Origin of the sequence: Cohnella silvisoli (assembly GCF_021190915.1) — a bacterium.
GTDB lineage: Bacteria > Bacillota > Bacilli > Paenibacillales > Paenibacillaceae > Cohnella > Cohnella silvisoli.
The window spans coordinates 424,542-448,514 of the sequence record NZ_JAIOAP010000002.1 but is presented as its reverse complement, the minus strand read 5'-3'; the positions used below and the strand labels follow the sequence as shown (position 1 = coordinate 448,514).

Genomic DNA, 23,973 nt, shown 5'->3' with positions numbered 1-23,973 from the left:
CAAAGAGGATAATCAGGGATGAATCGCGAAAGGAAAGAGAGCGTCAACATCATGTCCGATCAACATATTCTTTCCTCCGTTACTGGAATGACCGAGGAGGTCAGCACGTGGAGAGGTTTGGGGATTGGATCATTATTATAGCTGCTGCCGGAATCATGATATGGTGGTTGCTAAGGCGTTTCGACCATTGGCTTCATGAGCCTCCGGGATCTAGGCTAAGGAAACTCGCGCTCGCGGGAGGGGTTGAGCAAGACGATACGGTTATATTGCTGCAGGAGCATGGTTACGAGGTGCTGACGGGTAAACACCGTATACCGCTTGGAGTAATATTGGATGACGGTCCTGTTAAGAGTACATACCCGTATTTTGATTATTTGGTATCCAAGGAAGACAAATATTATTTGGTGAAATCGGAACGGTCGGGCCAACCGACCGATTGGACGACGAATGGGCTTCGCGATAAATTTCTCTTATTCATTTTGTTGTTTCCGGATTGCGAAGGCATCGTAATCGTGGAGTTCGACAGCCAACAATTGAGAACAGTACGATTCAAAGTGGGGGATGGCGAGTAATGAAAGGGCAACGGCAACGGAAAATTCGCGAGTTAATCGGATCAAGAGAAATCGAGACGCAGGAAGAGCTTGTGGATGTTCTGAGCTTGGAAGGCATGCAGGTCACGCAAGCAACAGTATCACGCGATATAAAAGAAATGCAATTGATTAAGGTGCCGCTCGAAGATGGGCGTTACAAGTATTCCATGCCGCAAGATCAACGTTATAACCCGGCTCATAAGCTTAAGCGGGCATTGTTGGATCACTTCGTAGGAGCCGAAGCCGCGGAAAATTTAATCGTTCTTAAGTGTTTGCCGGGTACGGCGGGTACGATCGCGGCGCTGATCGACGGTATGGATTGGCCTGAAGTCATCGGAACGATCGGCGGGGATGATACCATGCTGCTTATCAGTAAAACGAGAAGTCATGGGGAAGACGTATTGGTGCGCATTCACGACATGATGCAATAACTACATTCGAGAAAAGCAAGGAGGCATCTTATGCTTCGGGAATTAACCATTCACAACTTGGCGGTTATCGAGAATGTTACAGTGACCTTTCATCCCGGATTCCACGTACTTACCGGAGAAACCGGCGCAGGCAAATCCATTGTTATCGATGCTTTAACTTTAACGGCCGGAGGGCGAGGTTCGGCGGAGATGATCCGTCATGGCTGCGACCGGGCAGATATTGAAGCCGTCTTTGATTTGCCGCGCCAGCATCCCGTTTGGGAGACGCTTAAACGCCTTGGTATCGAGGCGGATTCCGAAGAAACTTTGCTCATCCGTCGAGAAATTCTTTCCCAAGGCAAGTCATCCGCGCGCATTAACGGGCAAGCAGTTACGCTTACGATGCTCAGGGAAGTCGGGGAGCATCTCGTGAATATTCATGGACAGCATGAGCATCAATCATTGCTTCGAACGGAGCGGCATCTGGAGTGGCTCGATCTGTTCGCCGGGGAAGAAATTCAAGAAGAGAAAGCGGCGTATCGCCTCCTATATCAACAATTCCAAACGGTTAGCCGAGAGCGTCGCGAGTTGGAGGAGAAATCCCGTCAAGGCATGCAAATGCTCGATCTATACCGCTTCCAAATCGAGGAGATCGAAGCGGCAAGGCTAAAACCGGGAGAAGATGAATCTCTTGCCGATGAAAGGCGCAAACTAACTCATGCCGAGAAGCTCACGGAGGCTGTAACGGAGGCCTACGATCTCCTATATGGCAGTAAAGGCTTGTCAGCGATATCACGTGCCTTAACAAGGCTGCAAGATATCGTATCGGTCGATCCAGCTATTTTGCAGCCGCTCGTCGAGCAATTGCAATCGGCTTATTATGGCATTGAGGATAGCTCGTTTCAATTACGCGATTATAAAGAAGGCATTGAGTTTAATCCGAAGAGGCTCGCTCAGATCGAGCAGAGGCTTGATTTGCTGCATGGCTTGAAGCGGAAATATGGGGAAACAACCGAAGAAATTATCGATTATCATATCCGGATCAAGACGGAAGCGGATCAGCTTGAGAACAGAGACGACTTGCTGCGGGAATTGGCAGCACAAGAGGAATTGCTTCAAAGCGAGCTGCAGGCGAGAGCGGAGAAATTGACCGCTATCCGTCGGGCTTCTTCTCGGCAGCTGTCCCGTCAAATCGAGCAAGAGTTAACTCATCTGCAGATGGATAGATCCGTATTCGAGGTTAAGCTCGGGACTACAGCGCTAACGAATTCAGGCGCGGATACCGCCGAGTTTATTTTATCCACGAACACTGGCGAACCGCCAAAGCCGCTTGCCAAGATCGCATCGGGCGGGGAAATGTCGCGTGTTATGCTTGCGCTTAAAGCGATATTCGCCCAAATCGATGAAATTCCTGTACTGGTGTTCGATGAAGTGGATACGGGAGTAAGCGGGAGAGCGGCTCAAGCCGTCGCCGAGAAGCTGTCGTTATTATCTCGTCATTGCCAAGTATTCGCGATTACGCATCTTCCGCAGGTTGCTTGCATGGCGGATCATCAATACGAAATTTACAAGCAGGTAACCGGCCAAGAGCGTACGCAAACGTCCGTAACGGAGTTGACTCAAGTCCAAAGAATTGAAGAACTGGCAAGGATGTTGGGCGGGGTGGAAGTAACGGAAAAAACCCGCCATCACGCACAAGAAATGCTTACTTTGGCCCAGCGTCAAAAAAACGCGTAACGGCGCGAAAAAACAAACTAAAAGGAAGCTTTTTGAGAACATAAAAGAAGGGACTCGCGGTTACCTTATAGGTACGTTATCGGCGAAATAAACAAAGAGCCGATTCAGTCTGTAGGGGAGCGTGAGAACTTGTACCAGAAACACTCCAGAAAACGCCGTATGGGACTTGTTGTCGTTCTTATGCTGATTATCGCCGTATGCTCCGCGCCTTTTCAACATTTTGCAGAATTTCCTAATCAATTAAGGCTGTTTCAAGGACAGGCGGTTTCCCTTCATTATGCGATGCCCGTTCACGCGCAAGGGAGCTTAAATCCCGAAGTAGCTGGAATTAATGGAAGCAGCAATGCTTCTGTTCGCGTCGATCTCAGCCAGCCTTTATCCATTCAACCGAAACATAGCGGCGTAACGGATTTAAAGCTCAAGCTGTTTGGCAAAATCCCCTTTAAAACCGTTCGTCTGCAAGTCATTCCGGATTTGCGCGTTATTCCCGGAGGGCAGACGATTGGCGTTAAAGTGAAGTCGGCAGGTATTATGGTTGTCGGCCATCATTTAGTTCAAACTAATGCGAAGACGAAAATATCGCCTGGAGAAGAAGCAAAGCTCCGACTTGGCGATCTCATCGTTGAAATCAATGGCCAAACCTGCAATGACATTTCCAAGATCGCACCTTATGCAGAAACCGCAGGCCGCAACAACGAACCATTGCAATTATTGGTACAAAGAGGCAAAGAAAGATTTAAAACTTTATTGAAGCCAGCCTATGACGAGGAAGATAAAGCTTGGCGGTTAGGGTTGTACATTCGCGATTCAGCAGCAGGAGTAGGCACATTGACATTCTATGCTCCCGATCAAGGCGTGTACGGAGCTCTGGGACATGTGATTACGGATATGGACACTCAAACTCCGATCGTTGTAGGCAGTGGGGAAATTTTGCAGTCTAACGTCAATTCGATTTCTAAAAGCCAAAGCGGCGAACCGGGGGAAAAACGGGCCAATTTCCTTAAAGGCGGTCGAACGCTCGGTAACGTAGAACGAAATACACCTTTTGGCATCTTTGGAAAGATGAAGCAAATGCCAGAGCATTCTTACGATCAAGAACCGATACCGGTAGCGTTCGCCGAAGAAGTGGAAGAAGGTCCAGCGCAAATATTAACGGTGGTCGAGAAGCAGAAGGTTGAACGTTTCAATATTGAAATCGTGCATGTATCGAAACAGTCGTCTCCTGCAACTAAGGGAATGGTCATCAAAATTACCGATCCGAGGCTTCTCGAACGCACCGGAGGAATTGTTCAGGGAATGAGCGGCAGCCCGATTATTCAAAAAGGAAAATTGGTCGGCGCCGTAACGCATGTATTCGTTAATGACCCAGCATCAGGTTATGGCTGCTTTATCGAATGGATGTTACAGGATGCAGGCATCATGTTGAATCCCGAACAAGCGACATCTAAGGCGGTTTAACGCCTTAGATTTTGCGCATAATGGAAAAGGCGAACGATTGTCGAAAAAAAGCGAAATAAATCATCATTTGGCGTGAAATGACGTAAATTAAATAGTATATTCGATTTTGAGAAATAAATAAAGAAAAATTTTTTAATTCAGAAGGAATACAGAATAGCAATGTCGAAAACGGATAAACAGAGAAACGATAAGCGTTTTTCATCACTAAATTTTGCACAGAGAAAGGGAGGACCAGACATTGCCACGGATTGAAGTGTTCCTAGCAGACGACAACCGAGAATTTACGAATTTATTATCAGAGTACATCCAAGAGCAGGATGATATGACGGTCATCGGAGTGGCGTACAACGGAGAAGAGGTCATCCGTCAACTAGAGGAAACACGCAGGGTACCGGATGTCATGATCCTCGATATTATTATGCCGCATTTGGACGGACTTGGCGTTCTGGAAAAATTGCGGGATCTAAATTTATCGCCGATGCCAAAAATCATTATGCTCACGGCATTCGGTCAAGAGAACATCACGCAGCGTGCGGTACAACTTGGTGCTTCATACTACATACTTAAACCGTTCGATATGGATGTTCTGGCTAATCGGATCCGGCAGTTGGCCGGAAGTTCAGTTTCCTCTTCCGTTACGACTTCATCGTCGAGCAGCAGCAATCGCTCGAATATTGTTCAAATCGGCAAACCCAAAAATCTGGACGCCAATATTACAAGCATCATTCACGAAATCGGAGTTCCAGCTCACATCAAAGGTTATCAGTATTTACGCGAAGCGATTACGATGGTGTACAACAATATCGAAATTCTCGGCGCGATTACGAAGACGTTATATCCTGCGATCGCAGAAAAATTCAAAACGACGCCATCCCGCGTCGAGCGCGCTATCCGCCATGCGATCGAAGTTGCTTGGACGCGCGGCAACATCGACAGCATCAGCCATCTGTTCGGTTACACGATCAACATTGCGAAGTCTAAGCCAACCAATAGCGAGTTTATCGCGATGGTGGCCGACAAGCTTCGTATCGAACATAAAGTGAGCTGAAACGGGGAGAGTATTGACGGATTTAGCTAATAAAAACCGCTTATGAATTGGTTTATTAAACCAATTCATGAGCGGTTTTTTAATTGTATACCTAGGTTCCACGAGGGGGACGAAAACACATTTCGCTTTCAATCCAATCCCCGGAACGACATCTGCCATATCATATGAAAGCCCTGTAAATATGATTATGAAGGAGGCTGATCTAAATGGATGAAATGTATCAATTATGTACGAAGCATATGAATCGCCGGGTACGTATTCAAACTCGTTGCGGAGAATGTTATGAAGGCGTTCTTGTTAATGTGGACAGGAACAACGTTTATTTACGGACTTCGGGAGATTTAAGAATATCGGGATGGGGATGGGGCTTCGGAGCTGCAAATGATATTTTAATTTTATCCCTGTTTACCCTTCTGGCCATAGCCTTGATCTAAGACAATCGGCGACTTGCCAATAAGCGCGTAAGAAGTCGAGAAGATCGTGAGTGGTAAGTAGCATGGTCAATTATTGGTTAAAAGAGCTTGCCGTGGTCCCCTATGGACTGTCGGCAAGCTCTTTGGATTGTTATAGCGTGATGATGATCGATGCAGCTCCAATGGATGGAACGACTTGAGTACCTTGCTCCGGCTAGCGATAACCGTTAATTTCGGCTCGCTGGCGAACTTTGGTTGCTTTAACAAAGATTTAAGTCGATCTATGATAGTACTCCGTCGGAATTTCGCAAAAAATTTAGGAGTCTTTAAGGTATAATCCCGAAATTCTGATATAGTAAATGAGGCGATTGTAAAATTTTGAGGAGGGTACATGTTAATGAGCGAACGTAAAGAGAATGAATTGAACGATAACGAACAGCTTACGAACGAAGAAATCGAGAAAGAAATCAATGAAAGCGAAGTCGTCGAGAACGATGTCTTCGAGAATGAGGAAATCGAGAAGGAATTAGATGAGCAAGAGCAACGGGAGGTAATCGCAGGCGTTGTCCCTTCAGGCGAAACGACGAATTATTCCACACCGCCTTCGGCTCCTGCAAGAAACACAGGAGCGATGATTGCTCCTTGGGTAATTACGGCTATCGCAATAATTGCCTTAGTGTTCGTGCTCGTCCGTAACCCATCTGGTGGCAGCTTGGATGAAGTTGTCGGGAAGATGGATGGAATAACCCTTAAGAAATCCGACATGCTTGCCGAGATGACCAAGCCAATGAGCAATGAGCAACAAAGCGCTTTAGTTGATAATATCGCCGAGCTTAAACTGATTGATTCGGAATCCGAAAAAGCAGGTATTGCCGTCACTGACGAGGACGTTAAGAAAGAAATCGAAAATATCAAGAAAGCCAACAACATTACAACGGACGAGGATCTTACGGCGGCGTTGCAGCAGTCCGGCATGACCCTGGAATCATTCAAGGAAAAGCTGAAGACGCAACTCAAATTCAAAAAATTGTACGAGAAACAAAATCCGGTGACGGACAATGATCTGAAAACGTACTTCGATAAAAATAAAGAAAACTTCGCAACGACTCCGAAAGAAGTGAAAGCTTCTCACATTCTTCTGAAGACTAAAGAAGAAGCTGAAGCGGTATTGACCGATTTGAAGGCGGGTAAAGATTTCGCGATGCTGGCTAAAGAGAAATCACAGGATCCTGGCTCTAAAGACAATGGCGGCGACCTTGGATTTTTCCCGCGCGGCAAAATGAATACCGGATTCGAAACAGCGGCTTTCGCGCTTGCTAAAGGTCAAATGAGCGAAGTCGTCGAAGCCGAGAGCGGCTTCCATATCATCAAAGTGACGGACATTAAAGAAGCGGTTATTCCGGCTTACGACGGTCTCAAAGACCAAGTAAAGGAAGCTTTCTATAATGAGAAGCTTCAAACCGAAGGTCAGACGTGGATCGAAAAAATGAAAAAAGACAAAAATTACAAAAACCTGTTGAAAAAAGAGCCTGAGCCGACGGCATCAGCATCTCCGTCAGCTTCTCCGGCAGCAAAGTAAAATAAACAAGAAAAGACGGCTTTCCGAATCCAATGTTCGACGGATTCTCGGACGAGCCGTCTTTTTTAATGACAAAATCTTAAAACTAAAGTAAACCTTAAGGCTTTCTTAAAAAGTGTAAAACCTTGCTCGATGTGCGGACAGAAATGCAACGGTTGAGGTATAGTGGGGAAGATAATGCCGAATAGGAAACGGAGTTTATGCTTTCCGACAAAGGAGTCGCCTGCCGATGGCCAAAAAAATTCTAATCGTTGACGATGATCGTGAAATCGCCAATCTGATCGATATTTATTTACGGAACGAAGGCTTTGAAACCGCTCAAGCCCATGATGGAGAAGGAGCATTGGAATTGCTGTCCCTTCAAGAATTCCATCTTCTCGTTCTAGACATCATGATGCCGAAGATGGATGGGATGGAAGTATGCCGACGCGTGCGAGAAACCGGTTCAATTCCGATTCTGATGGTTAGCGCCAAAGCGGAGGACATGGATAAGATTCTCGGGTTAATGACGGGGGCTGACGATTACGTTGTGAAGCCCTTTAATCCGTTGGAATTGGTCGTAAGGGTTAAGACCCTGCTCCGGCGTGCTTATCAATACGGGCAGCAAGCCCCGATAGCGCAGGATGAAGACGGGTTATTGAAGATTAATGAGCTGACCGTTAACAAATCGACCCATTCCGCAGAAGTTGACGGTCGTCCCGTTCATTTGACGTCAACGGAATTTGGCATTCTATATTTGCTTGCAAGCAACCCGGGGCGCGTGTTTAGCGCCGAAGATATTTTCCAACAGGTATGGAAGGAAAAATATTTTGAATCTAACAATACGGTAATGGTGCACATAAGCAAGCTTCGGGACAAGCTCGAGCACGAGATGGGCCGCAAGCTGATCGTGACCGTATGGGGGGTTGGCTACAAAATTGAAACCTAATCTGGCTTTGCGGATGGCGTGGCGTATGGTTTGGCAGATTGTATTGAGTTCGGTGCTCGCCGTTCTAACTAATTATTTGGCAATTATCGTATTGGAACGAATGACTCGGAACAATTACACTCAGCGCTCTTTTTTGAGGGATATTTATTATGCGTTCGGTCAGATGCCCTTGATGTTGTTTGGTTGTTTTGTGTTGTTTTGCTTCTATATGGTGCTCATAAACTGGAGACGTTTCAGTTATTATGACCAGCTTAGCCGTTCCGTGGAACATATCGCGAATGGACATTTTAACGATACCGTTCCCGTTAAGCAGAACAATGAAGTAACCTTACTCGCTGAAAATATGAATTTATTGGTGGAGGAGCTCAAACGATCGCTCGATGAAGAAAGGAATGCCGAACAAACGAAAAACGAGCTTATCACGAACGTGTCCCACGATTTGCGCACGCCGCTCACTTCGATTATTGGATATCTCGGGCTAATCGAGCAGGACCGCTATAGAGATGAAGTCGAGCTTAGGCATTATGTTCAGATTGCTTATGCAAAAGCCGAAAGATTGAATGTGCTCATTAACGATTTGTTCGAGTATACGCGAATGCGCCATGATGTCATTCCTCTTAGGAAACATGCCTTTAACCTCGTTGAAATGATGAATCAGCTGCTCGTACATCACCGGTTGTCGCTGGAAAATGCAAATATGAAAGGACGCCTCATTACGAGCGTGAGCGAATTATCGATCATGGGAGACCCGGATAAGCTAGTACGCGTATTCGAGAACCTGCTTGCCAACGCGATATCGTATGGGCATTCAGGCGGTAAGGTGGACATTTTCTTAAGCGAGCACGATACGGAGGCTGTTATTGAAGTCGTCAACTATGGCGAGGCGATTCCTTCTGCGGACTTACCCCATTTATTCGACCGGTTTTATAGAGTCGATAAATCCAGGACGGAGAACACAGGGGGGACGGGTTTAGGTCTGGCGATTTCAAAAGGGTTGGTCGAGAAGCATGGGGGTTCGATAATGGTATCCAGTGATGGCAATAGCACTAACTTTCGAGTCAGACTCCCGTTATCTTAAGGTAATCTTATGATTTGCTTTCGTTTTGTTTAAAAAGTTACCCCTACAATGAACAATATAGAGTGGTGTTCAGGAGGGAAAAGTTACATGAAGTGGAAACGGTTATTGATTTTAGCGGCATTGATTTTGGTTGTCGGATGGTCACTGAACATTAGGGAAAAGTTAGGTTTTGCGAAGGACTACGATTTAGAGTTAAATGTAGTATCTGCGGTATTGATGGATGCAGATACGGGGAAGTGGCTTTATCTGAGCAACGCCCAGGACCTTTACCTCCGGCGAGCATGTCTAAGATGATGACCGAAGTGCTAGTATTGGACAAGCTCAAAGAAGGCAAGATCGGTTGGGAGGATCAGGTTGTCGTCAGCTCCTATGCAGCAAATGTAGGTGGAGCCGGAATGGGGCTTGTCACTGGGCAAACGGTTACCGTAAGACAACTGTTTAATGCTATGGCTATCCATTCCGCTAATGATGCCGCAATAGCGTTAGCCGAATTCTCAGATGGCTCGGAAGCGAATTTCGTGAAACGAATGAACGTCAAATCACAACAAATCGGATTGTCCGCGGATACCCATTTTGCCAATGCAACGGGTCTATCCAGCGTTGACTTGGATAATTACGCTACTGCCGCTGCGGATGGCGATACGGAAATGACAGCCAAAGATGTCGCTTTGTTAGCACGTTATTTGATCGAAACCCATCCGGAAGTGTTGAAGGTAACTAAACAGGCTTCAACTACTGGCATTGAAAATAAGGATTTACCGACCACGAACGAAATGCTGCCTGGGCAGCGGTATGGGACGAAAGGCAACGACGGATTGAAGACCGGGTACACGAAACGTGCGGGATACTGCTTTGCCGGAACGACGGTGCTGGACGGGAGACGGTATATTACGGTCGTGATGGGAACGAATTCGCCCGAAGCGCGGTTCGAAGAGACGAAGAAGCTATTAGCCTATGGCGAGGCGGCTGCCTCATGAGCGATTATCGGAAGCGGATCGACGGTTTGAAATCCATAGAAGTATTCTGTTATTCGTTATGTATTCATCTGCTTGCAGAGGAAGCATTGGCAACGGTTGCGGCAAAGGCGACATTGCTCGATCTATATGATGATGAACAGTTTTGGCTCCTTGAGGGTACAGAGCGGGATAAACGAATTCGGCGACAGGCGATTTCCAGATCCATTGAACTCGCGGCCCAACAAAGGTTCCGCGATCGTTTCGGTAAGCAAAAAGGCTCCGCCGCCACGTAGTGGGGAGGAGCCTTGAAACCGGTATTTGCAATTCGTTTATTCCGACTTGCCATCATCAACGCTCGGACGCGGCGGGCGAGGCTTGCTGGGCCGAAAACGTGAAGATAAATAATTGCGTTTGCGATCCCGGAAAAAGGTCCAACCGCCGATAAAGCCGATTCCGATCAGAAAAAGAATAGCTCCGATTATAAACGACCCCCAGGAAAAATCGGGAGCTGACGAATCAACGCCACCCATTTGCGCGAAGTAATCGTACAGAGCGTCTTTCATAAGCAAAAAACCGTAAGCGGCACCGAGGCCGGGAATGACAAGAAGTAGAATGGCAATCAGGCGTTGTATAATCAATTTCATAGGTTGTGAAAGCCCTCCTTCCATTCCTTTAATCATAACGATTTACGTAGGAATTGTCTATGAAAGCCATCAAACTCCTCTCATATCCACTATGATCCGACAAAAACCTATGGTATTATGACACAAGAAAACTAGAGAGAGAGGAGATACGGGAAGTGGTATTTTCCAGCTTATTCTTTTTGTACCTGTTCTTGCCGATTTTGCTTATTGCTTACTTCGTTTTTAAGAATACGACGTACCGCAACTGGATTCTGATCTTCTTTTCCTTCGCATTTTACGCATGGGGGGAACCCGTGTGGATTATCTTACTGCTGCTAGCGTCGATAATAGGTTATTTATTTGCTCTTGGCATAGAGAAATATAGAGGAACTTGGTTGGCCAAGGCGCAGTTTATCGCTGCGATCGCGGTCAACATCGGGATATTGGGCTTTTTCAAATATGCCGGGTTTCTTGTCGATAACATAAACTCGTTTTTACCGTTCAACATCCCTCATCCTGAAGTAACTTTGCCTATCGGGATTTCTTTTTTCACATTCGAAATCATTTGTTACCTGACAGACGTCTATAAGGGTACGATCAAAGCGCCTAGGTCTCCTAAGAAGCTATTGCTATATGTTTCCTTCTTTCCTCATTTGGTCGCTGGCCCGATTATCCGCTATTCGGATATTCAGCACCAGATTGATAATCCCAAGGTAACGATGGCAGGTTTTAGCGAAGGAATTACCCGCTTCATGATCGGTCTCGGCAAAAAAGTCATTATCGCCAATTTGCTTGGCGAGAGCGTGTCGCAGTTACTTAATCCGAGTTCCGGCTCATCTTCCGTTCTCGGCATATGGTTCGGAATCAGCTTGTTTGCCCTGCAAATCTACTTTGATTTCTCCGGTTATTCGGATATGGCGATCGGCTTAGGTAAAATGTTCGGGTTTAACTTGCGCGAAAACTTCAACTATCCGTATATATCGAAGTCTGCAGGCGATTTCTGGCGGCGTTGGAACATGTCTCTAGGCGGATTTTTCCGGGATTACGTATACATTCCGTTAGGCGGCAACAGAAAATTTTATTTGCGTAACTTATTCGTCGTTTGGTTTCTGACAGGCTTCTGGCACGGTGCGAGCTGGAACTTTATCATTTGGGGCCTTTATTTCGGATTGCTGATCTACCTTGAAAGACTGTTTATTGGAAAATTGCTGGAGAAATCCCCGTCGTTCGTCGCACATGTGTACTCCACGCTAGCTATGCTTGTGGGCTGGGTCTGGTTTTACTTTACCGACCTCAAGTCAGCTATTAAAGCGCTGCTAACGATGTTCGGATTGTACCATAGAGAATGGTATACGCTTGAGTTGCAAATTTACTTCAAAGAAAATTTATTGCTATTTCTTGTTGCCATCATCGCTTCGACGCCTCTTATGAAGTGGATGTTTGCGCGATTGGCGGAATCCAATCCTAAGCTTGGGGTTGGCCTCAACGGTTTAGGCATACCGGTGCTTAATATCTCGATTCTTATTATCGCTACGATACTGCTAATCGGCAGCACGTATAATCCGTTTCTTTATTATCGGTTCTGATGAGGAGGGTGAATATGAAGTTGCAGGTCAAGCTTAATCTCATTTTGTTTTTGGTTTTTATTTTCGGGTTTGCTGTTGTGAATTTATTTCGGCCGCAATCGCAGGAAATGTCTCAACTCGAGCAGCGTGATATAACTAAGCAGCCGGAATTTACGGTAGATCGATTTTTCGACGGTGCTTATACGCGCGATTTCGATAATTACTTCTCCGATAATTTCGCTTTCCGGACTTCACTCGTCCAAGTTGGAACCGGATTAAAAGAACTTAAAGGATTTCCGGACGAGGATGGTGCCTCCATCGTTGTTCAAGGCGGCGATAACATGGCCGTTAGTCAGACCGACAAGGGCGAAGGCAGTTCCGTTACCGATGTCAATTCCAGTCAATATTTAATATTTAAGGATCGGGCTTTTACGGCGTTCAAATATTCGGCTCCGGCAGCAGAAATGTATGCAGACGCACTAAATCGGTTTCGAGATTCCGTCGACTCTAAAGTACGCGTATACTCCTTGTTAGCGCCTACTTCAATTGAATTCATCGAGAACGAGAAGTACAAGGAATTGTCGGATTCGCAGAAAGACGCGTTTGCGCACATCAATGGTCTTCTAGATGAGGAAATTGGACAGGTTGACGCTTACGGCGGGTTAAACGATCACAAAGATGAATACGTCTATTTCCGTACCGATCACCACTGGACAGCGCTTGGCGCTTATTACGCCTATTCGAAGCTTATGGAGAAAATCGGCGAAACGCCGGTTCCGCTCAGTAAGTACAAGAAAAACGATATCAAAGAATTCCTGGGGACGGCTTATAAACAGACATTGAAAAATGAGCTCAAAACTCACCCGGATACGCTCACTTATTACACGCCGTTTACGAGTTATACGTATACGATGCACTCTTCCACAGGCAAAGCTATTCAACGTAAAGTAGTGGATCCGAATTATGCCAAGAATAGCAGCACATTTTATGCGGTATTCCTCGGAGGAGATTTTCCGTGGGGGGAAATCAAGACGAATAACAACAACGGCAAACGGATCGTCGTAGTCAAAGATTCTTACGCTAACGCATTTATCCCGTTCCTGTTGCCGCATTTCGAGAAGGTCTACTATCTTGACCCTAGGCACTTTAATGAAAGCTTGACCGAATTCGTTAAAGAACAGAAGATTACAGACGTATTGTTCCTTAACAACTCGACCGTAGCCCGGAACGACGGCATCGCCAAGCTCCTAATCGAGGAATTGGACGCAGCTAAATAAGCATATTACTGTCGCGGTGACCCAAATGGGTCGCCGCTCTTTTAGTTGTCAGGGTACGAGAATAATGAGTCAATGGAATATCGTCGAAAAGGATTTTGTCCCGGGCAGCAAAAAAAGGTACAATGGAAACGTGAGTTTTTTACATACGGAGGGGAAACTATGCCCATCGAAGTCGATGTCGCCATTATAGGCGGCGGGCCGGGAGGCTATACGGCAGCTGTTCTTGCTGCGAAAGCAGGCCGCAGCGTTGTTATTATTGAACGGGATAAGCTGGGCGGGACATGCCTTCATCGCGGTTGCATCCCTAGCAAGTCGTTGCTTAGAAGCGCGGAAGTGTACGCAACGATCGGGGAAGCGGCATCTTACGGCGTTTCGTTACCCGAGGGAACTGCGGCAACAGTTGACTGGAAAGCGGTGCTCAACCGCAAGAATAGCATTGTCGAGCAGCTGCACAAGGGATTGCAGGCCCTTATGAAGCAGCACGGAATAAAGGTCATTAACGGAAGCGGACGTATAATAGGTCCTTCGATTTTTTCCCCGAGAAGCGGCGCAATCGCGGTTGAGCTCAAGTACGGCGAATCGGACACGATTATCCCGAAAAACGTAATCATAGCAACGGGCTCTCGTCCTCGTCGGCTTGAAGGCCTCGTTTATGACGGAGTTCATATCGCAACTAGCGACGAAGCTTTGGATTGGTCATCCCGGCCTTCATCTATTCTTATTATTGGCGGCGGTGTTATCGGAGTCGAATGGGCATCTATGCTAAGCGACTTCGGCACGGAGGTAACGCTAGTCGAAACGGCGGACAGGCTGCTTCCGACCGAGGACAAGGATGTCGGCTCGGAGTTGGCCAAAGCGCTGAAAAAGAGAGGCGTTAAGATTTTTACGGGAGCGTCTTTGCAAGCAGAGGGCTGCAAGCTGACGGAATCGGGCGTTCATGCCGTGGTTACCGTTAAAGGTGAAACTCATAACATAATTGCTGAGAAGATGCTCGTTTCTATCGGAAGACAAGGGAACGTTGAAAACCTAGGATTAGAGAATACGGATGTTAAAGCGGACAAAGGGTTTGTCAAAGTAAATCCGGCGACGTTACAAACCGGCGAATCTCATATTTATGCCATTGGAGATTGCATCGGCGGGATCCAGCTAGCGCACGCAGCTATGCATGAGGCAAATGTGGCGATAGAGCACCTTACGGGGAACAAGCCGACTCGTGCTGTCGACCGGGATATTCCACGCTGCATTTATTCCAGGCCGGAAGCCGCTTCAATTGGCTGGACTGAAGCAGATGCCAAAGCGAATGGTTTTGAAGTGAAAACGGCCAAACTGCCGTTACGTATTTTCGGTAAAGCTTTGGTTTATGGAGAAAGCGAAGGGTTCGCCAAGGTTGTGGCGGATATCGCGACCGGTGATTTACTTGGTGTCCATTTGGTTGGCGCGCATGCGACCGAATTGATTGCGGAAGCAGCGCTTGCGAAGCTGCTCGATGCCGTTCCATGGGAAATAGGCCGCGCCATCCATCCGCATCCTACGCTGTCGGAAGCGATGCAAGAGGTCATGTTGGCTTTGGACGGCAGAGCGGGTCACGGTTAATCAAGCCGATCGAATGCTCAACCCGGGAGACTTAGTCTCCGCGGTGACGGATGAAATGCCTGTTTTGGCAATTTAATCCGCACAAGTGGGTTGGGCGTTTCTTTTTGCATTCGAGCAGAGTATAATAGGATTTAAGCTCAAGTATTAAGACCAGGTTATAAACCTATACCAAAGCAGGAGGACGCGCCCATGAAACAAGCAGGTTCCGTCCAGCAAACTCTAAGGCACACCGCTGTCGGCTTAACCGACGAACGCGCTGTCGCCATGTATAAGACCATGATGCTTGCCCGTCGCTTCGACGAAAGAGGGCAGTTGCTGAAACTCGCAGGTAAAGTAAACTTTCATATTTCGGGAATTACGCAGGAGCTTTCACAGGTCGCGATGGGTTTCGCAATGGATCTAGAAAAGGATTGGTTCTTGCCTTACTATCGGGATTACGGACTCGTTCTCTCCATTGGGATGACGGTGAAAGAGTTAATGTTGTGCCTATATGCCAAAGGCGAAGATCCGAACAGCGCAGGCCGGCAGATGCCCGGACACTTCGGCAGCAAACGGCTGCGCATCGTTACGGGTTCAAGTCCGGTAACGACACAGGTTCCTCATGCCACCGGATTCGCATTGGCGGCTAAAATGAGAGGACAATCTTCCGTGTCGCTTGTGACGTTCGGAGACGGCTCGAGCAACCAAGGGGATTTCCATGAAGGCTGCAATTTCGCGGGAGTCCATCAGCTTCCGGTTATTTTCGTCTGCGAGAACAATCAATATGCTATATCGGTTCCGCTCTCCAAGCAGACGAGAGGGCGAATTTGCGATCGCGCTTTGGGATACGGCTTTCCCGGCATTCGTGTCGACGGCAGCGATCCGCTTGAAGTTTATCGCGTCGTAAGCGAAGCGCGGGATAGGGCGGTAAAAGGCGAGGGACCTACGCTGATCGAAATTATGACCTATCGAGTAACCGGACACTCGGCTACGGACAACGATTTGGACTATCGAACCAAAGAAGAGGTCGAAGTACACAAGAAGAAAGATTCGCTGCAGGATTACAAGCAATATTTAGTGGATGCGGGTCTTTGGTCCGATGAACAGGAAGCCAAGCTTCAAGTCGAAATCCGCGCGATAATTGATGAAGCGAATGAATATGCGGAGAAAGCGCCATATCAGGCGGTGGAAGATTCTTTCCGGTACGTCTTTGCGGAAACAAGCGAGGAGGGTCGCTAATGCCGGTTATCGAATATATCGAAGCGATTCGATTGGCGATGAAAGAAGAGATGGAGAGAGACGACAATGTCTTTTTCCTTGGCGAAGATGTAGGGCTTAAAGGCGGGGTATTCGGCACGACCAAAGGGTTGCAGCAGCAGTTCGGAGAGGAGCGGGCGCTTGATACTCCGCTTGCTGAATCCGCAATCGCAGGCGTTGCGATTGGCGCGGCCATGGCGGGCATGAAGCCGGTTGCCGAGATGCAATATTCGGACTTCATGTTTCCGGCTACAAACCAAATCATAAGCGAAGCTGCCAAAATTCGTTATCGTTCCAACAACGACTGGGATTGTCCGATCGTTATCCGCGCGCCCATCGGGGGCGGGGTGTTCGGCGGTTTATACCATTCACAATGCCCAGAGTCGGTGTTCTTCGGAACGCCCGGGCTTAAGATCGTAGCTCCAGCTACCGCTTACGATGCCAAAGGATTGCTTAAAGCAGCCATCCGCGACCCAGACCCGGTCCTTTTCTTCGAGAACAAGAAATGCTACCGTCTCATTACGGATGAAGTACCGGATGAGGATTATGTCGTTCCGATCGGTAAAGCGAATGTGATGAGGGAAGGCAGCGACCTTACTGTGATCGGCTACAGTATGCCGCTTCATTTTGCGATGCAGGCTGCGGAAGAACTGTCGCAAGAACATGGCATCGAGGCGCATATTCTCGATCTGCGTACGCTTCAGCCGTTGGATCGCAATGGGATTCTTGAAGCTGCCGCGAAGACGGGCAAAGTACTTATCATTCATGAAGATAACAAGACGGGCGGTATCGGCGCTGAGGTGTCGGCGATTATCTCGGAAGAGCTGCTATACGACTTAGATGCGCCTATTCGCCGTCTATGCGGACCGGACGTGCCGGCCATGCCGATTAATCCGCCAGGCGAGAAGCATTTCCTGTTGAATAAAGAGAAGCTCAAAACAGCAATGCTGGAGCTCGCGCGTTACTAAGCCGGCCGTCGTTACCGGGGAGGAGAACTTGTAAATGGCTAAACAGATTATCGAAGTTACGATGCCGCAGTTAGCGGAGTCGCTCGTATCGGCAACGATCGACAGATGGTTAAAGGAACCGGGCGATACAATAAACATGTACGAGCCTATATGCGAGCTCATTACCGATAAAGTAAATGCGGAACTGCCTTCCACAGTAAGGGGAAAGCTCGTTAAGCATTTAGTCGGCACGGGCGAAACGGTCGAGATTGGGGCGGCGATCTGTCTTGTGGAAATCGAAGTTTCGGAAACCGCGGATCATGCACCGAGCGTCGGCAATGCGGCAGCAGATACCGAGGTACAAGTTTCCGGAAATCAGCCGGCTTCCGCAACCCGTCCTGCAGTGGCAGCAGCCGTATCCTCGCCGGCAGGCTTCGACACAAACGCGCCGATGCGTCATCGCTATTCGCCAGCGGTGCAGATGCTGGCTGCAGAACACGGCATCGATCTGAACCGCGTTCCGGGAACGGGAGAAGGCGGAAGGATTACGCGCAAAGACGTGCTGCTTGCAGCAGAGTCGGGCAATGCCAAACGGGGTTCAGTTGAAACGGAAAGCCCTGCCGGGACAAGCGGCGGTTCATCATCGAATTTCGTGAACATGGATCCTAAAGTTCCGGTTCGCTCGACGGGAATTCATTTATCCGAATCTCCTCGCATCCCATCCGTAGAAGTACAAGGTCAAGAAGTACCGGGACGCGGAGAAACATTCATAGACGTAACTCCAGTCCGCAATACGATCGCGACCCGTATGCGTCAGAGCGTCAGCGAAATTCCCCATGGCTGGATGATGATTGAAGTCGACGTCACGAATCTCGTCATGCTTCGCAGTAAGCTGAAAGAAGAGTTCCAGAAGCGGGAAGGCATCAACCTGACTTACATGCCGTTCTTAATTAAAGCGGCGGTAAACGCGATCAAAGACTACCCCATCATGAACTCCGTCTGGGCGGTCGATAAAATCATCGTAAAGCGGGATATCAACATTTCCCTATCGGTTGGCACCGAGGATTCGGTCATGACGCCGGTCATTCGCAACGCGGATCAGAAGAATATCGCGGGTATTGCCCATGAAATCGACGATTTGGCGCGCCGCACCCGGGACAAAAAATTAAAGTTAGACGATGTGCAGGGCGGGACGTTCACGGTTAACAATACCGGTTCCTTCGGATCGATCCTGACCCAACCGATTATCAACTATCCGCAAGCGGCGATTCTGACTTTCGAGTCAATCGTCAAAAGACCCGTCGTCATCAACGATATGATCGGCGTTCGCTCCATGGTTAACCTGTGCTTGTCGCTCGATCATCGGATTTTAGACGGCGTCATTTGCGGCCGTTTCCTGCAACGGGTGAAGGAAAACCTCGAAAGTTATAACATGGATACGAAAGTATATTGAGCACATAAGTCATGATTTCCCTCTGTTTTCCCAGAGCTATCTTTTACGGCAATGCACGAATTTGCCGCAAAGGATTGCTCTTTTTTTCATTCATGAAGCGCCATGTTCTTCTAAAGGAGTTTGGCGTGCTCTGTCGAATATGGCTGTGGGGTGGTCATATGCCAAAGCCGCATCGCGGGCTGTTTCAGAATATCTCGATCAAAAATAAAATTCTCATATTATGTATTTCAACGGTTTTGATTCCTCTGCTTATCCTCTCTTATTTTGCTGCGCAGATTTCGTCCAAAGCGATTATCGAAAAAGCCAGACACAGCTCGCTAAGAGAAATAGCGCTTGTCGAGCGGAATTTGGCGAGCATCACGACAAATGCCGAAGATTATATCCGAATTCTCGTACTGGACTACCGACTGCAGGAAACGATGGACAAAATTGCGAAAATGGATCGAAGTCTGCTGCAGGAATTGGAGGAAAAGGTTGTTCTATCCGAGGTGCTGGGCAATGTGACTTTTCCGGCTACTCGAATGTCCGCGGCCAGCATCGTGCTGAATGACGGGAGCTTTATCGAACTCGGCGCAGTAGACGCGAGCAGCCTTAAGCCGGTGTTCGACAAGGCGTATATCCGAGAAATTATCGACCGCCAGAAACCGGTTTGGTCCAGCCTGTTTCCGATTTCTTACCGGTATGGCATGCAGACGAGCGAAAACGGATTTGCGATTTCCAAATCGATCGTCCATAAGTATTCCGGAGAAACCCTCGGTGTAGCGCTCCTATTTTTGTCAGAGAAAGAACTTTCATCTGTTTACAAGGAACAATCTGCAGAGCTGGACAAACGATTTTATTTGGTCGACGATCGGGGAATGATCATCTCATCCGGCAACAAAGATCACTTGTACCGGCCGTTTGACGAATTGACCGAAGGGCAACGGAACTTCTTGACCCAGGACGGTACGCGCGTGGGTACCTTGTTCGATCAGAAAATGCTGATTACGGTCAAAACGTTCGACAAGCTGAACTGGAAAATCGTCAATATCGTCCCGCTGCACGAGATAACGGTCGAAAAAGACAACATCGTCAAATTGATCGCATTTGTGGGGTGCCTCTGTTTGTTGGCCGCCGTTACCGCCGCCTATATGCTGTCCAATCGCATTTCAAAGCCGATTCTCCGCCTGGCGCAAGCGATGAAATCGGTCATTCGAGGCAATATGGATGTCAGGACGAAACTGACCTCTTCGGATGAAATCGGAATTCTAAGCGGCGGGTTCGACCGGATGATGGACCAAATGAAAAAGCTGATGTCGGACATTTATTTGGAACAGCAGGCCAAACGGGAAAGCGAATTCAAACTGATGCAATCGCAGATCAAACCTCACTTCCTCTACAATACGCTGGAGACGATTGTATCGCTCAGCAAGCTGGGTTTGATGAATGATGCGATTACGGCGACGAAAAATTTGGCCGGATTTTACCGGATCTCGCTCAGTAACGGGAACGACCGGATTCGCGTAGAAGAAGAAGTCCAACTGACGAGGGATTATTTGTCGATCTTGTTTTATCGGTATGTGGAGTTTATGGATTATCGCATCGAGGTGGAGGAGTCGATTCTCGGATATGCCGTTCCGAAGCTGACCCTGCAGCCGATCGTGGAAAATGCCGTTTATCACGGCCTGAAGAAAAGGATGACGAAAGGGATGCTCGTTGTCAAAGGATATGCCGAGAAGGAGACGATCGTTTTCGAGATCGAGGACGACGGAGTCGGGATGGATGAAACGACGATTCGCGAGATGCTGAAAGCGAGAGAGGAAGGGCATGGAAGCCAGAGTTTCGGGGTCGGCAGCGTCCATTCCAGAATAAGGCTGTTGTATGGTGAAGAGTATGGGCTTACGATCGAAAGTCGGATCGGCCAATATACCAGAGTCACGATCCGATTGCCTAAACAGAAGCTTCACGAAAGGGGGGAACCGGATGCTGAAAGTTCTGATCGTGGATGACGAGTACTACTTCAGACAGTCGTTAAAGGCTTCCATAGCCTGGGAGGAACTCGGTTTCAGGGTGTGCGGCGAGGCGAATAACGGCATGGATGCCTTAAATAAAGCCGAGCAATTGCAGCCGGATATTTTGCTGGTCGACATCAATATGCCCCATATGGACGGGCTGCAGATGATCTCGGAAATCAAACGATTCCAGATGGACTCCAAAATAATCATCCTGACCGGTTACAGCGAGTTTCAGTATGCCAAACAAGCCGTCGAGCTAGGGGTATACAACTACCTGCTGAAACCGGTGAACGAAGTGGAATTAACGGATATTTTGCTGGAGCTGAAACAGCTTATCGTGAATGAAAGAGCCGTGCGGGTCGAAATGGAGATGATCAAACAAAAATATAAAGAGCAATTGCCGATGTTCCGGGATAAGTTGATGAACGATCTGCTGCATGGAAATGTGAGCGGGTTGGCCAACGATCTGCCGGAACAATTCCGGCAATTGGGCATCGATACTTCCTTTCCTTATTATCGTTCTCTTGCCATCGAAATGGATGCCGCGGACGATCGGATGCATGAGAAGCCGCTGTGGTTATTTGCCGTCGGCAATATGGCGAAGGAACTGCTGGAGCCGTATTACGGAGCCTACGTATGTCAGGATTACGCGGGCAAAATCGGAATCATTGTCGGAGTTCGGGAGATCGAAAACAATGATTCGCACATCGCCGCAGTCAGCGATCGAATCTGCGCAAATGTGCTCAAGTGGCTGAAATTTGCCGTAACGATCGGGATCGGCAATGACTATCGCGGTTTGAAAGACATGAACGTCTCCTACAAAGAGGCGCAGGTTGCCCTTCAACATAAGGCATTGTCTGAGGGAAGCAGGGTCATTTTGCATCGGGCCATTGAAGAGAAGGGGCTGTCGAGCAGTCCGATGTCTTCGGACATCAGGGCAGGTCTGCTCATGAGTTTGCGGCTGGGCAAAACCGATGAAGCGACGGAGGTTATCCGCCGCATCTTGTCCGCATTCCGTACGCGCGATTGGAGCCATGAAATGCTCGTGGTCGCCAGTATCGAGCTGTTCTTGGTTTGCCTGGAATTTCTGGCGGAAAACAACGAACCCATCGAGCGGATCATTCCCAAAAACGTGAACGTATTGGATGTAGTCGCAGCCAAGAGCACGATCGAAGAGCTGGAGCGATGGATGGCGGACCTTTTCGGGAGATGCATCGAAACCGTTCAACGGAAAAAAACCGACCGCTCGCACATCCTGGTCGGCGAAGCGAAACAATTCATCCAACAACACTATACGAAAATGGACTTGAAAATCGAGGATATTTGCAAGCACCTGTACATTCATTATGCGTATATTTGCTATATTTTCAAAAAGACGACGGGAACCACGATCGTGAACTATTTGACCGAGACGAGAATTCTGAAGGCGAAGGAACATTTCGACCGAGGAAACGATTATATCGCTGAAGTTGCGGAAAAAGTCGGATATGGCGACGCGAACTATTTCAGCAAATGCTTCAAAAAACAGACGGGAGTAACGCCCAGTGCCTATATCCAAAGCTTAAAAGGAAAGTAACGATAATCCTCCTTATGAATACTAGGATATTCCCTTCAACCCCCATGAAAAACAAATTAAACTTGACCTGTAACGCGTTGCAAACATTCGACAGTAGGGGGATATCTATGCGGAATCGGACAAAATGGATCGGCTTGCTTGCTTTGGTTTTCCTGTTATTGATGCAGGTTGCATGCGGAAACGGGAAATCGGGTGGAAATAACGCCGAACCGGGAAAATCAAGTACCGGACAATCGGAGACCGGAAAATCGGAGGCAAGCGAAGAACCGAGCCAAGAAACGAAACAGGAGCCGGTCAAGCTGAAATTGATGATGCACGTAGCCGACGACACCCGGAAAGCGATCGCCCAAATGATGAAGGATCGTTTGGCGGAGAAATTGCCCGGCTATGAGGTGGAGTTCGAGCTGGTCGGAACGGCAACGGATTGGGAAAACAAGCTTCGCACCTACAACGTGACAGGTGATTTGCCCGATGTGTTCTACATGGCGGGAGCGCCATCCTTTCCGATCATTAAAGCTGGCAACGTTATCGATTTGACTTCCTACATCCAAGAAGACGGCTTTGCGAAGAAGTATTCGGATCCGGCCGTGCTGGCGCCCGCATCCGACGGCAAAATGTATGCCATGCCGGAAGGGTTCGATTTTTACTTCAACCCGAGGCTATTCTACAACAAGGACATTTTCGAGAAGTACGGCTTGGACATTCCGAAAACGTATGACGAGCTGCTTGCGGTGTCCAAAACTTTGAATGATAAGGGCGTCATTCCTATGGTGGTGCCTGCCAAGGACTTCAACGGTGCCGGATTATTCCTGAACATCGTCATGATGATGCTCGACAATCCGCAAACCGTGCTCGATCTTAACGATCACAAAATCGATTGGTCGGACCCGAAGGTCATAGCTGCGTTGAACCGGGTCAAACAGCTGGTGAATGAAAAAGTGTTGCCCGAAGGGGTAGTAAATCTGGACTACGGTGCCGCGGCAAATCTGTTCGCCACCAAGAAAGCGGCCATGTATGCGGCAATGACCTGGGATTTGTCCTCGATCGAGAAAACGCCGGACGTTGATTTCATGCTTTGGCCGCAAGTGAACCCCGCTGTCGATCCGAACAGCGTGACGATGTATTGGGGAGCGCCGAATAGCGGGTATGCTGTCAGTTCGAAGAGCAAACATATCGCCGAGGCAGTGAAACTGGCCGAGTATGCAGCCGAGATCAGCTCCTTCGGGTTTACGGAAATCGGGAAATCGCCTTCCGCCCTGAAGACGGATGCGAAGATGGACATGTCGGATTTGGCGAAACGAAACCTGGAGCAATTCGACCAGACGACGATCAAGGTTCCGCCGCTCGCCTTGAACCTAGGTTCCAAAATGTTCAGCGAATATCTTAAGCTCAGTAGCAGCTTGTTGACCGGGCAGTATACCGGTGAGCAATTCGCCAAAGACATCGCGAAGCCGTGGGAAGAAGAGAAGAAGGGCTCGAAGTAATAGAAGGCTCAATATTATCGTACATCTA

The 23,973-nt window shown here is 48.1% G+C and carries 22 protein-coding genes; 21 read left to right on the top strand and 1 reads right to left on the bottom strand.

The window, feature by feature from the left end:
- Positions 1-107: 107 nt before the first annotated feature.
- From K7P76_RS05695 to K7P76_RS05640, 12 genes are all read left to right on the top strand, one after another.
- The gene (locus K7P76_RS05695) at positions 108-572 is read left to right on the top strand and encodes a hypothetical protein (protein ID WP_232184181.1); all 465 of its coding nucleotides are present in this window, start codon (positions 108-110) and stop codon (positions 570-572) included.
- Complete coding sequence (gene ahrC, locus K7P76_RS05690; protein WP_232184180.1) at positions 572-1,021, top strand: transcriptional regulator AhrC/ArgR; 450 nt, start codon at positions 572-574, stop codon at positions 1,019-1,021. Before K7P76_RS05695 ends, ahrC begins: the two co-directional genes overlap by 1 nt.
- 30 nt (positions 1,022-1,051) lie before the next feature.
- Positions 1,052-2,737 carry a DNA repair protein RecN gene (gene recN, locus K7P76_RS05685; RefSeq protein WP_232184179.1) on the top strand — a complete coding sequence of 562 codons (1,686 nt, stop codon included), beginning with the start codon at positions 1,052-1,054 and terminating at the stop codon, positions 2,735-2,737.
- A 159-nt stretch (positions 2,738-2,896) separates the two neighbouring features.
- Positions 2,897-4,195 (top strand): SpoIVB peptidase, encoded by a 1,299-nt coding sequence (gene spoIVB / locus K7P76_RS05680; RefSeq protein WP_255678385.1) that lies wholly within the window; start codon positions 2,897-2,899, stop codon positions 4,193-4,195.
- 238 nt (positions 4,196-4,433) lie between these two features.
- Positions 4,434-5,243 (top strand): sporulation transcription factor Spo0A, encoded by an 810-nt coding sequence (gene spo0A, locus K7P76_RS05675; RefSeq protein ID WP_232184178.1) that lies wholly within the window; start codon positions 4,434-4,436, stop codon positions 5,241-5,243.
- A 206-nt stretch (positions 5,244-5,449) separates the two neighbouring features.
- Positions 5,450-5,677 (top strand): hypothetical protein, encoded by a 228-nt coding sequence (locus tag K7P76_RS05670; RefSeq protein ID WP_232184177.1) that lies wholly within the window; start codon positions 5,450-5,452, stop codon positions 5,675-5,677.
- Positions 5,678-6,053: 376 nt separating this feature from the next.
- A complete protein-coding gene (locus K7P76_RS05665; protein ID WP_232184176.1) occupies positions 6,054-7,235 on the top strand; it encodes a peptidylprolyl isomerase in 1,182 nt (393 codons plus the stop codon).
- A gap of 229 nt (positions 7,236-7,464) precedes the next feature.
- Entirely contained in the window at positions 7,465-8,163 is a 699-nt protein-coding gene (locus tag K7P76_RS05660) for a response regulator transcription factor (protein WP_232184175.1), read from the top strand.
- Positions 8,141-9,241: a sensor histidine kinase gene (locus tag K7P76_RS05655; RefSeq protein ID WP_232184173.1), complete on the top strand. Its 1,101-nt coding sequence runs from the start codon at positions 8,141-8,143 to the stop codon at positions 9,239-9,241. The genes K7P76_RS05660 and K7P76_RS05655 overlap by 23 nt, the downstream gene beginning before the upstream one ends.
- An 87-nt stretch (positions 9,242-9,328) precedes the next feature.
- The gene (locus K7P76_RS05650; protein WP_232184172.1) at positions 9,329-9,535 is read left to right on the top strand and encodes a hypothetical protein; all 207 of its coding nucleotides are present in this window, start codon (positions 9,329-9,331) and stop codon (positions 9,533-9,535) included.
- Complete coding sequence (locus tag K7P76_RS05645) at positions 9,532-10,218, top strand: D-alanyl-D-alanine carboxypeptidase family protein (RefSeq protein WP_232184171.1); 687 nt, start codon at positions 9,532-9,534, stop codon at positions 10,216-10,218. Before K7P76_RS05650 ends, K7P76_RS05645 begins: the two co-directional genes overlap by 4 nt.
- On the top strand, positions 10,215-10,490 hold the full coding sequence (locus tag K7P76_RS05640; RefSeq protein WP_232184170.1) for a hypothetical protein: 276 nt from the start codon (positions 10,215-10,217) through the stop codon (positions 10,488-10,490). Before K7P76_RS05645 ends, K7P76_RS05640 begins: the two co-directional genes overlap by 4 nt.
- A gap of 36 nt (positions 10,491-10,526) precedes the next feature.
- Here the strand turns inward: K7P76_RS05640 and K7P76_RS05635 are convergent, their stop codons facing one another.
- Positions 10,527-10,841: a DUF2627 domain-containing protein gene (locus K7P76_RS05635; RefSeq protein ID WP_232184169.1), complete on the bottom strand. Its 315-nt coding sequence runs from the start codon at positions 10,839-10,841 to the stop codon at positions 10,527-10,529.
- Between the two features lie 155 nt (positions 10,842-10,996).
- Here K7P76_RS05635 and K7P76_RS05630 point away from each other — a divergent pair, with 155 nt between their 5' ends.
- From K7P76_RS05630 to K7P76_RS05590, 9 genes are all read left to right on the top strand, one after another.
- On the top strand, positions 10,997-12,406 hold the full coding sequence (locus tag K7P76_RS05630; RefSeq protein ID WP_232184168.1) for an MBOAT family O-acyltransferase: 1,410 nt from the start codon (positions 10,997-10,999) through the stop codon (positions 12,404-12,406).
- Between the two features lie 14 nt (positions 12,407-12,420).
- On the top strand, positions 12,421-13,662 hold the full coding sequence (locus K7P76_RS05625) for a DHHW family protein (protein ID WP_232184167.1): 1,242 nt from the start codon (positions 12,421-12,423) through the stop codon (positions 13,660-13,662).
- Between the two features lie 159 nt (positions 13,663-13,821).
- Positions 13,822-15,255 carry a dihydrolipoyl dehydrogenase gene (gene lpdA / locus K7P76_RS05620; RefSeq protein WP_232184166.1) on the top strand — a complete coding sequence of 478 codons (1,434 nt, stop codon included), beginning with the start codon at positions 13,822-13,824 and terminating at the stop codon, positions 15,253-15,255.
- A 189-nt stretch (positions 15,256-15,444) separates the two neighbouring features.
- Positions 15,445-16,473 carry a thiamine pyrophosphate-dependent dehydrogenase E1 component subunit alpha gene (locus K7P76_RS05615; RefSeq protein WP_232184165.1) on the top strand — a complete coding sequence of 343 codons (1,029 nt, stop codon included), beginning with the start codon at positions 15,445-15,447 and terminating at the stop codon, positions 16,471-16,473.
- Positions 16,473-17,459, top strand: coding sequence for an alpha-ketoacid dehydrogenase subunit beta (locus K7P76_RS05610; protein WP_232184164.1), 987 nt, complete (start codon positions 16,473-16,475; stop codon positions 17,457-17,459). Before K7P76_RS05615 ends, K7P76_RS05610 begins: the two co-directional genes overlap by 1 nt.
- Positions 17,460-17,493: 34 nt before the next feature.
- Positions 17,494-18,891 (top strand): dihydrolipoamide acetyltransferase family protein, encoded by a 1,398-nt coding sequence (locus K7P76_RS05605; RefSeq protein ID WP_232184162.1) that lies wholly within the window; start codon positions 17,494-17,496, stop codon positions 18,889-18,891.
- Between the two features lie 158 nt (positions 18,892-19,049).
- Positions 19,050-20,879: a cache domain-containing sensor histidine kinase gene (locus K7P76_RS05600; RefSeq protein ID WP_232184161.1), complete on the top strand. Its 1,830-nt coding sequence runs from the start codon at positions 19,050-19,052 to the stop codon at positions 20,877-20,879.
- Positions 20,854-22,461: a response regulator gene (locus K7P76_RS05595; RefSeq protein WP_232184160.1), complete on the top strand. Its 1,608-nt coding sequence runs from the start codon at positions 20,854-20,856 to the stop codon at positions 22,459-22,461. The genes K7P76_RS05600 and K7P76_RS05595 overlap by 26 nt, the downstream gene beginning before the upstream one ends.
- Before the next feature lie 107 nt (positions 22,462-22,568).
- The gene (locus tag K7P76_RS05590) at positions 22,569-23,945 is read left to right on the top strand and encodes an ABC transporter substrate-binding protein (protein WP_232184159.1); all 1,377 of its coding nucleotides are present in this window, start codon (positions 22,569-22,571) and stop codon (positions 23,943-23,945) included.
- The last annotated feature ends 28 nt before the right edge of the window (positions 23,946-23,973 follow it).

What these genes read in the sequence shown, in the direction of transcription:
- ahrC (WP_232184180.1), top strand. Translation starts at nt 572, where the DNA reads ATGAAAGGGCAACGGCAACGGAAAATTCGCGAGTTAATCGGATCAAGA.
- recN (WP_232184179.1), top strand. Translation starts at nt 1,052, where the DNA reads ATGCTTCGGGAATTAACCATTCACAACTTGGCGGTTATCGAGAATGTT.
- spoIVB (WP_255678385.1), top strand. Translation starts at nt 2,897, where the DNA reads ATGGGACTTGTTGTCGTTCTTATGCTGATTATCGCCGTATGCTCCGCG.
- K7P76_RS05670 (WP_232184177.1), top strand. Translation starts at nt 5,450, where the DNA reads ATGGATGAAATGTATCAATTATGTACGAAGCATATGAATCGCCGGGTA.
- K7P76_RS05665 (WP_232184176.1), top strand. Translation starts at nt 6,054, where the DNA reads ATGAGCGAACGTAAAGAGAATGAATTGAACGATAACGAACAGCTTACG.
- K7P76_RS05660 (WP_232184175.1), top strand. Translation starts at nt 7,465, where the DNA reads ATGGCCAAAAAAATTCTAATCGTTGACGATGATCGTGAAATCGCCAAT.
- K7P76_RS05650 (WP_232184172.1), top strand. Translation starts at nt 9,329, where the DNA reads ATGAAGTGGAAACGGTTATTGATTTTAGCGGCATTGATTTTGGTTGTC.
- K7P76_RS05645 (WP_232184171.1), top strand. Translation starts at nt 9,532, where the DNA reads ATGATGACCGAAGTGCTAGTATTGGACAAGCTCAAAGAAGGCAAGATC.
- K7P76_RS05640 (WP_232184170.1), top strand. Translation starts at nt 10,215, where the DNA reads ATGAGCGATTATCGGAAGCGGATCGACGGTTTGAAATCCATAGAAGTA.
- K7P76_RS05635 (WP_232184169.1), bottom strand. Translation starts at nt 10,841, where the DNA reads ATGAAATTGATTATACAACGCCTGATTGCCATTCTACTTCTTGTCATT.
- K7P76_RS05625 (WP_232184167.1), top strand. Translation starts at nt 12,421, where the DNA reads ATGAAGTTGCAGGTCAAGCTTAATCTCATTTTGTTTTTGGTTTTTATT.
- lpdA (WP_232184166.1), top strand. Translation starts at nt 13,822, where the DNA reads ATGCCCATCGAAGTCGATGTCGCCATTATAGGCGGCGGGCCGGGAGGC.
- K7P76_RS05615 (WP_232184165.1), top strand. Translation starts at nt 15,445, where the DNA reads ATGAAACAAGCAGGTTCCGTCCAGCAAACTCTAAGGCACACCGCTGTC.
- K7P76_RS05610 (WP_232184164.1), top strand. Translation starts at nt 16,473, where the DNA reads ATGCCGGTTATCGAATATATCGAAGCGATTCGATTGGCGATGAAAGAA.
- K7P76_RS05605 (WP_232184162.1), top strand. Translation starts at nt 17,494, where the DNA reads ATGGCTAAACAGATTATCGAAGTTACGATGCCGCAGTTAGCGGAGTCG.
- K7P76_RS05600 (WP_232184161.1), top strand. Translation starts at nt 19,050, where the DNA reads ATGCCAAAGCCGCATCGCGGGCTGTTTCAGAATATCTCGATCAAAAAT.
- K7P76_RS05595 (WP_232184160.1), top strand. Translation starts at nt 20,854, where the DNA reads ATGCTGAAAGTTCTGATCGTGGATGACGAGTACTACTTCAGACAGTCG.
- K7P76_RS05590 (WP_232184159.1), top strand. Translation starts at nt 22,569, where the DNA reads ATGCGGAATCGGACAAAATGGATCGGCTTGCTTGCTTTGGTTTTCCTG.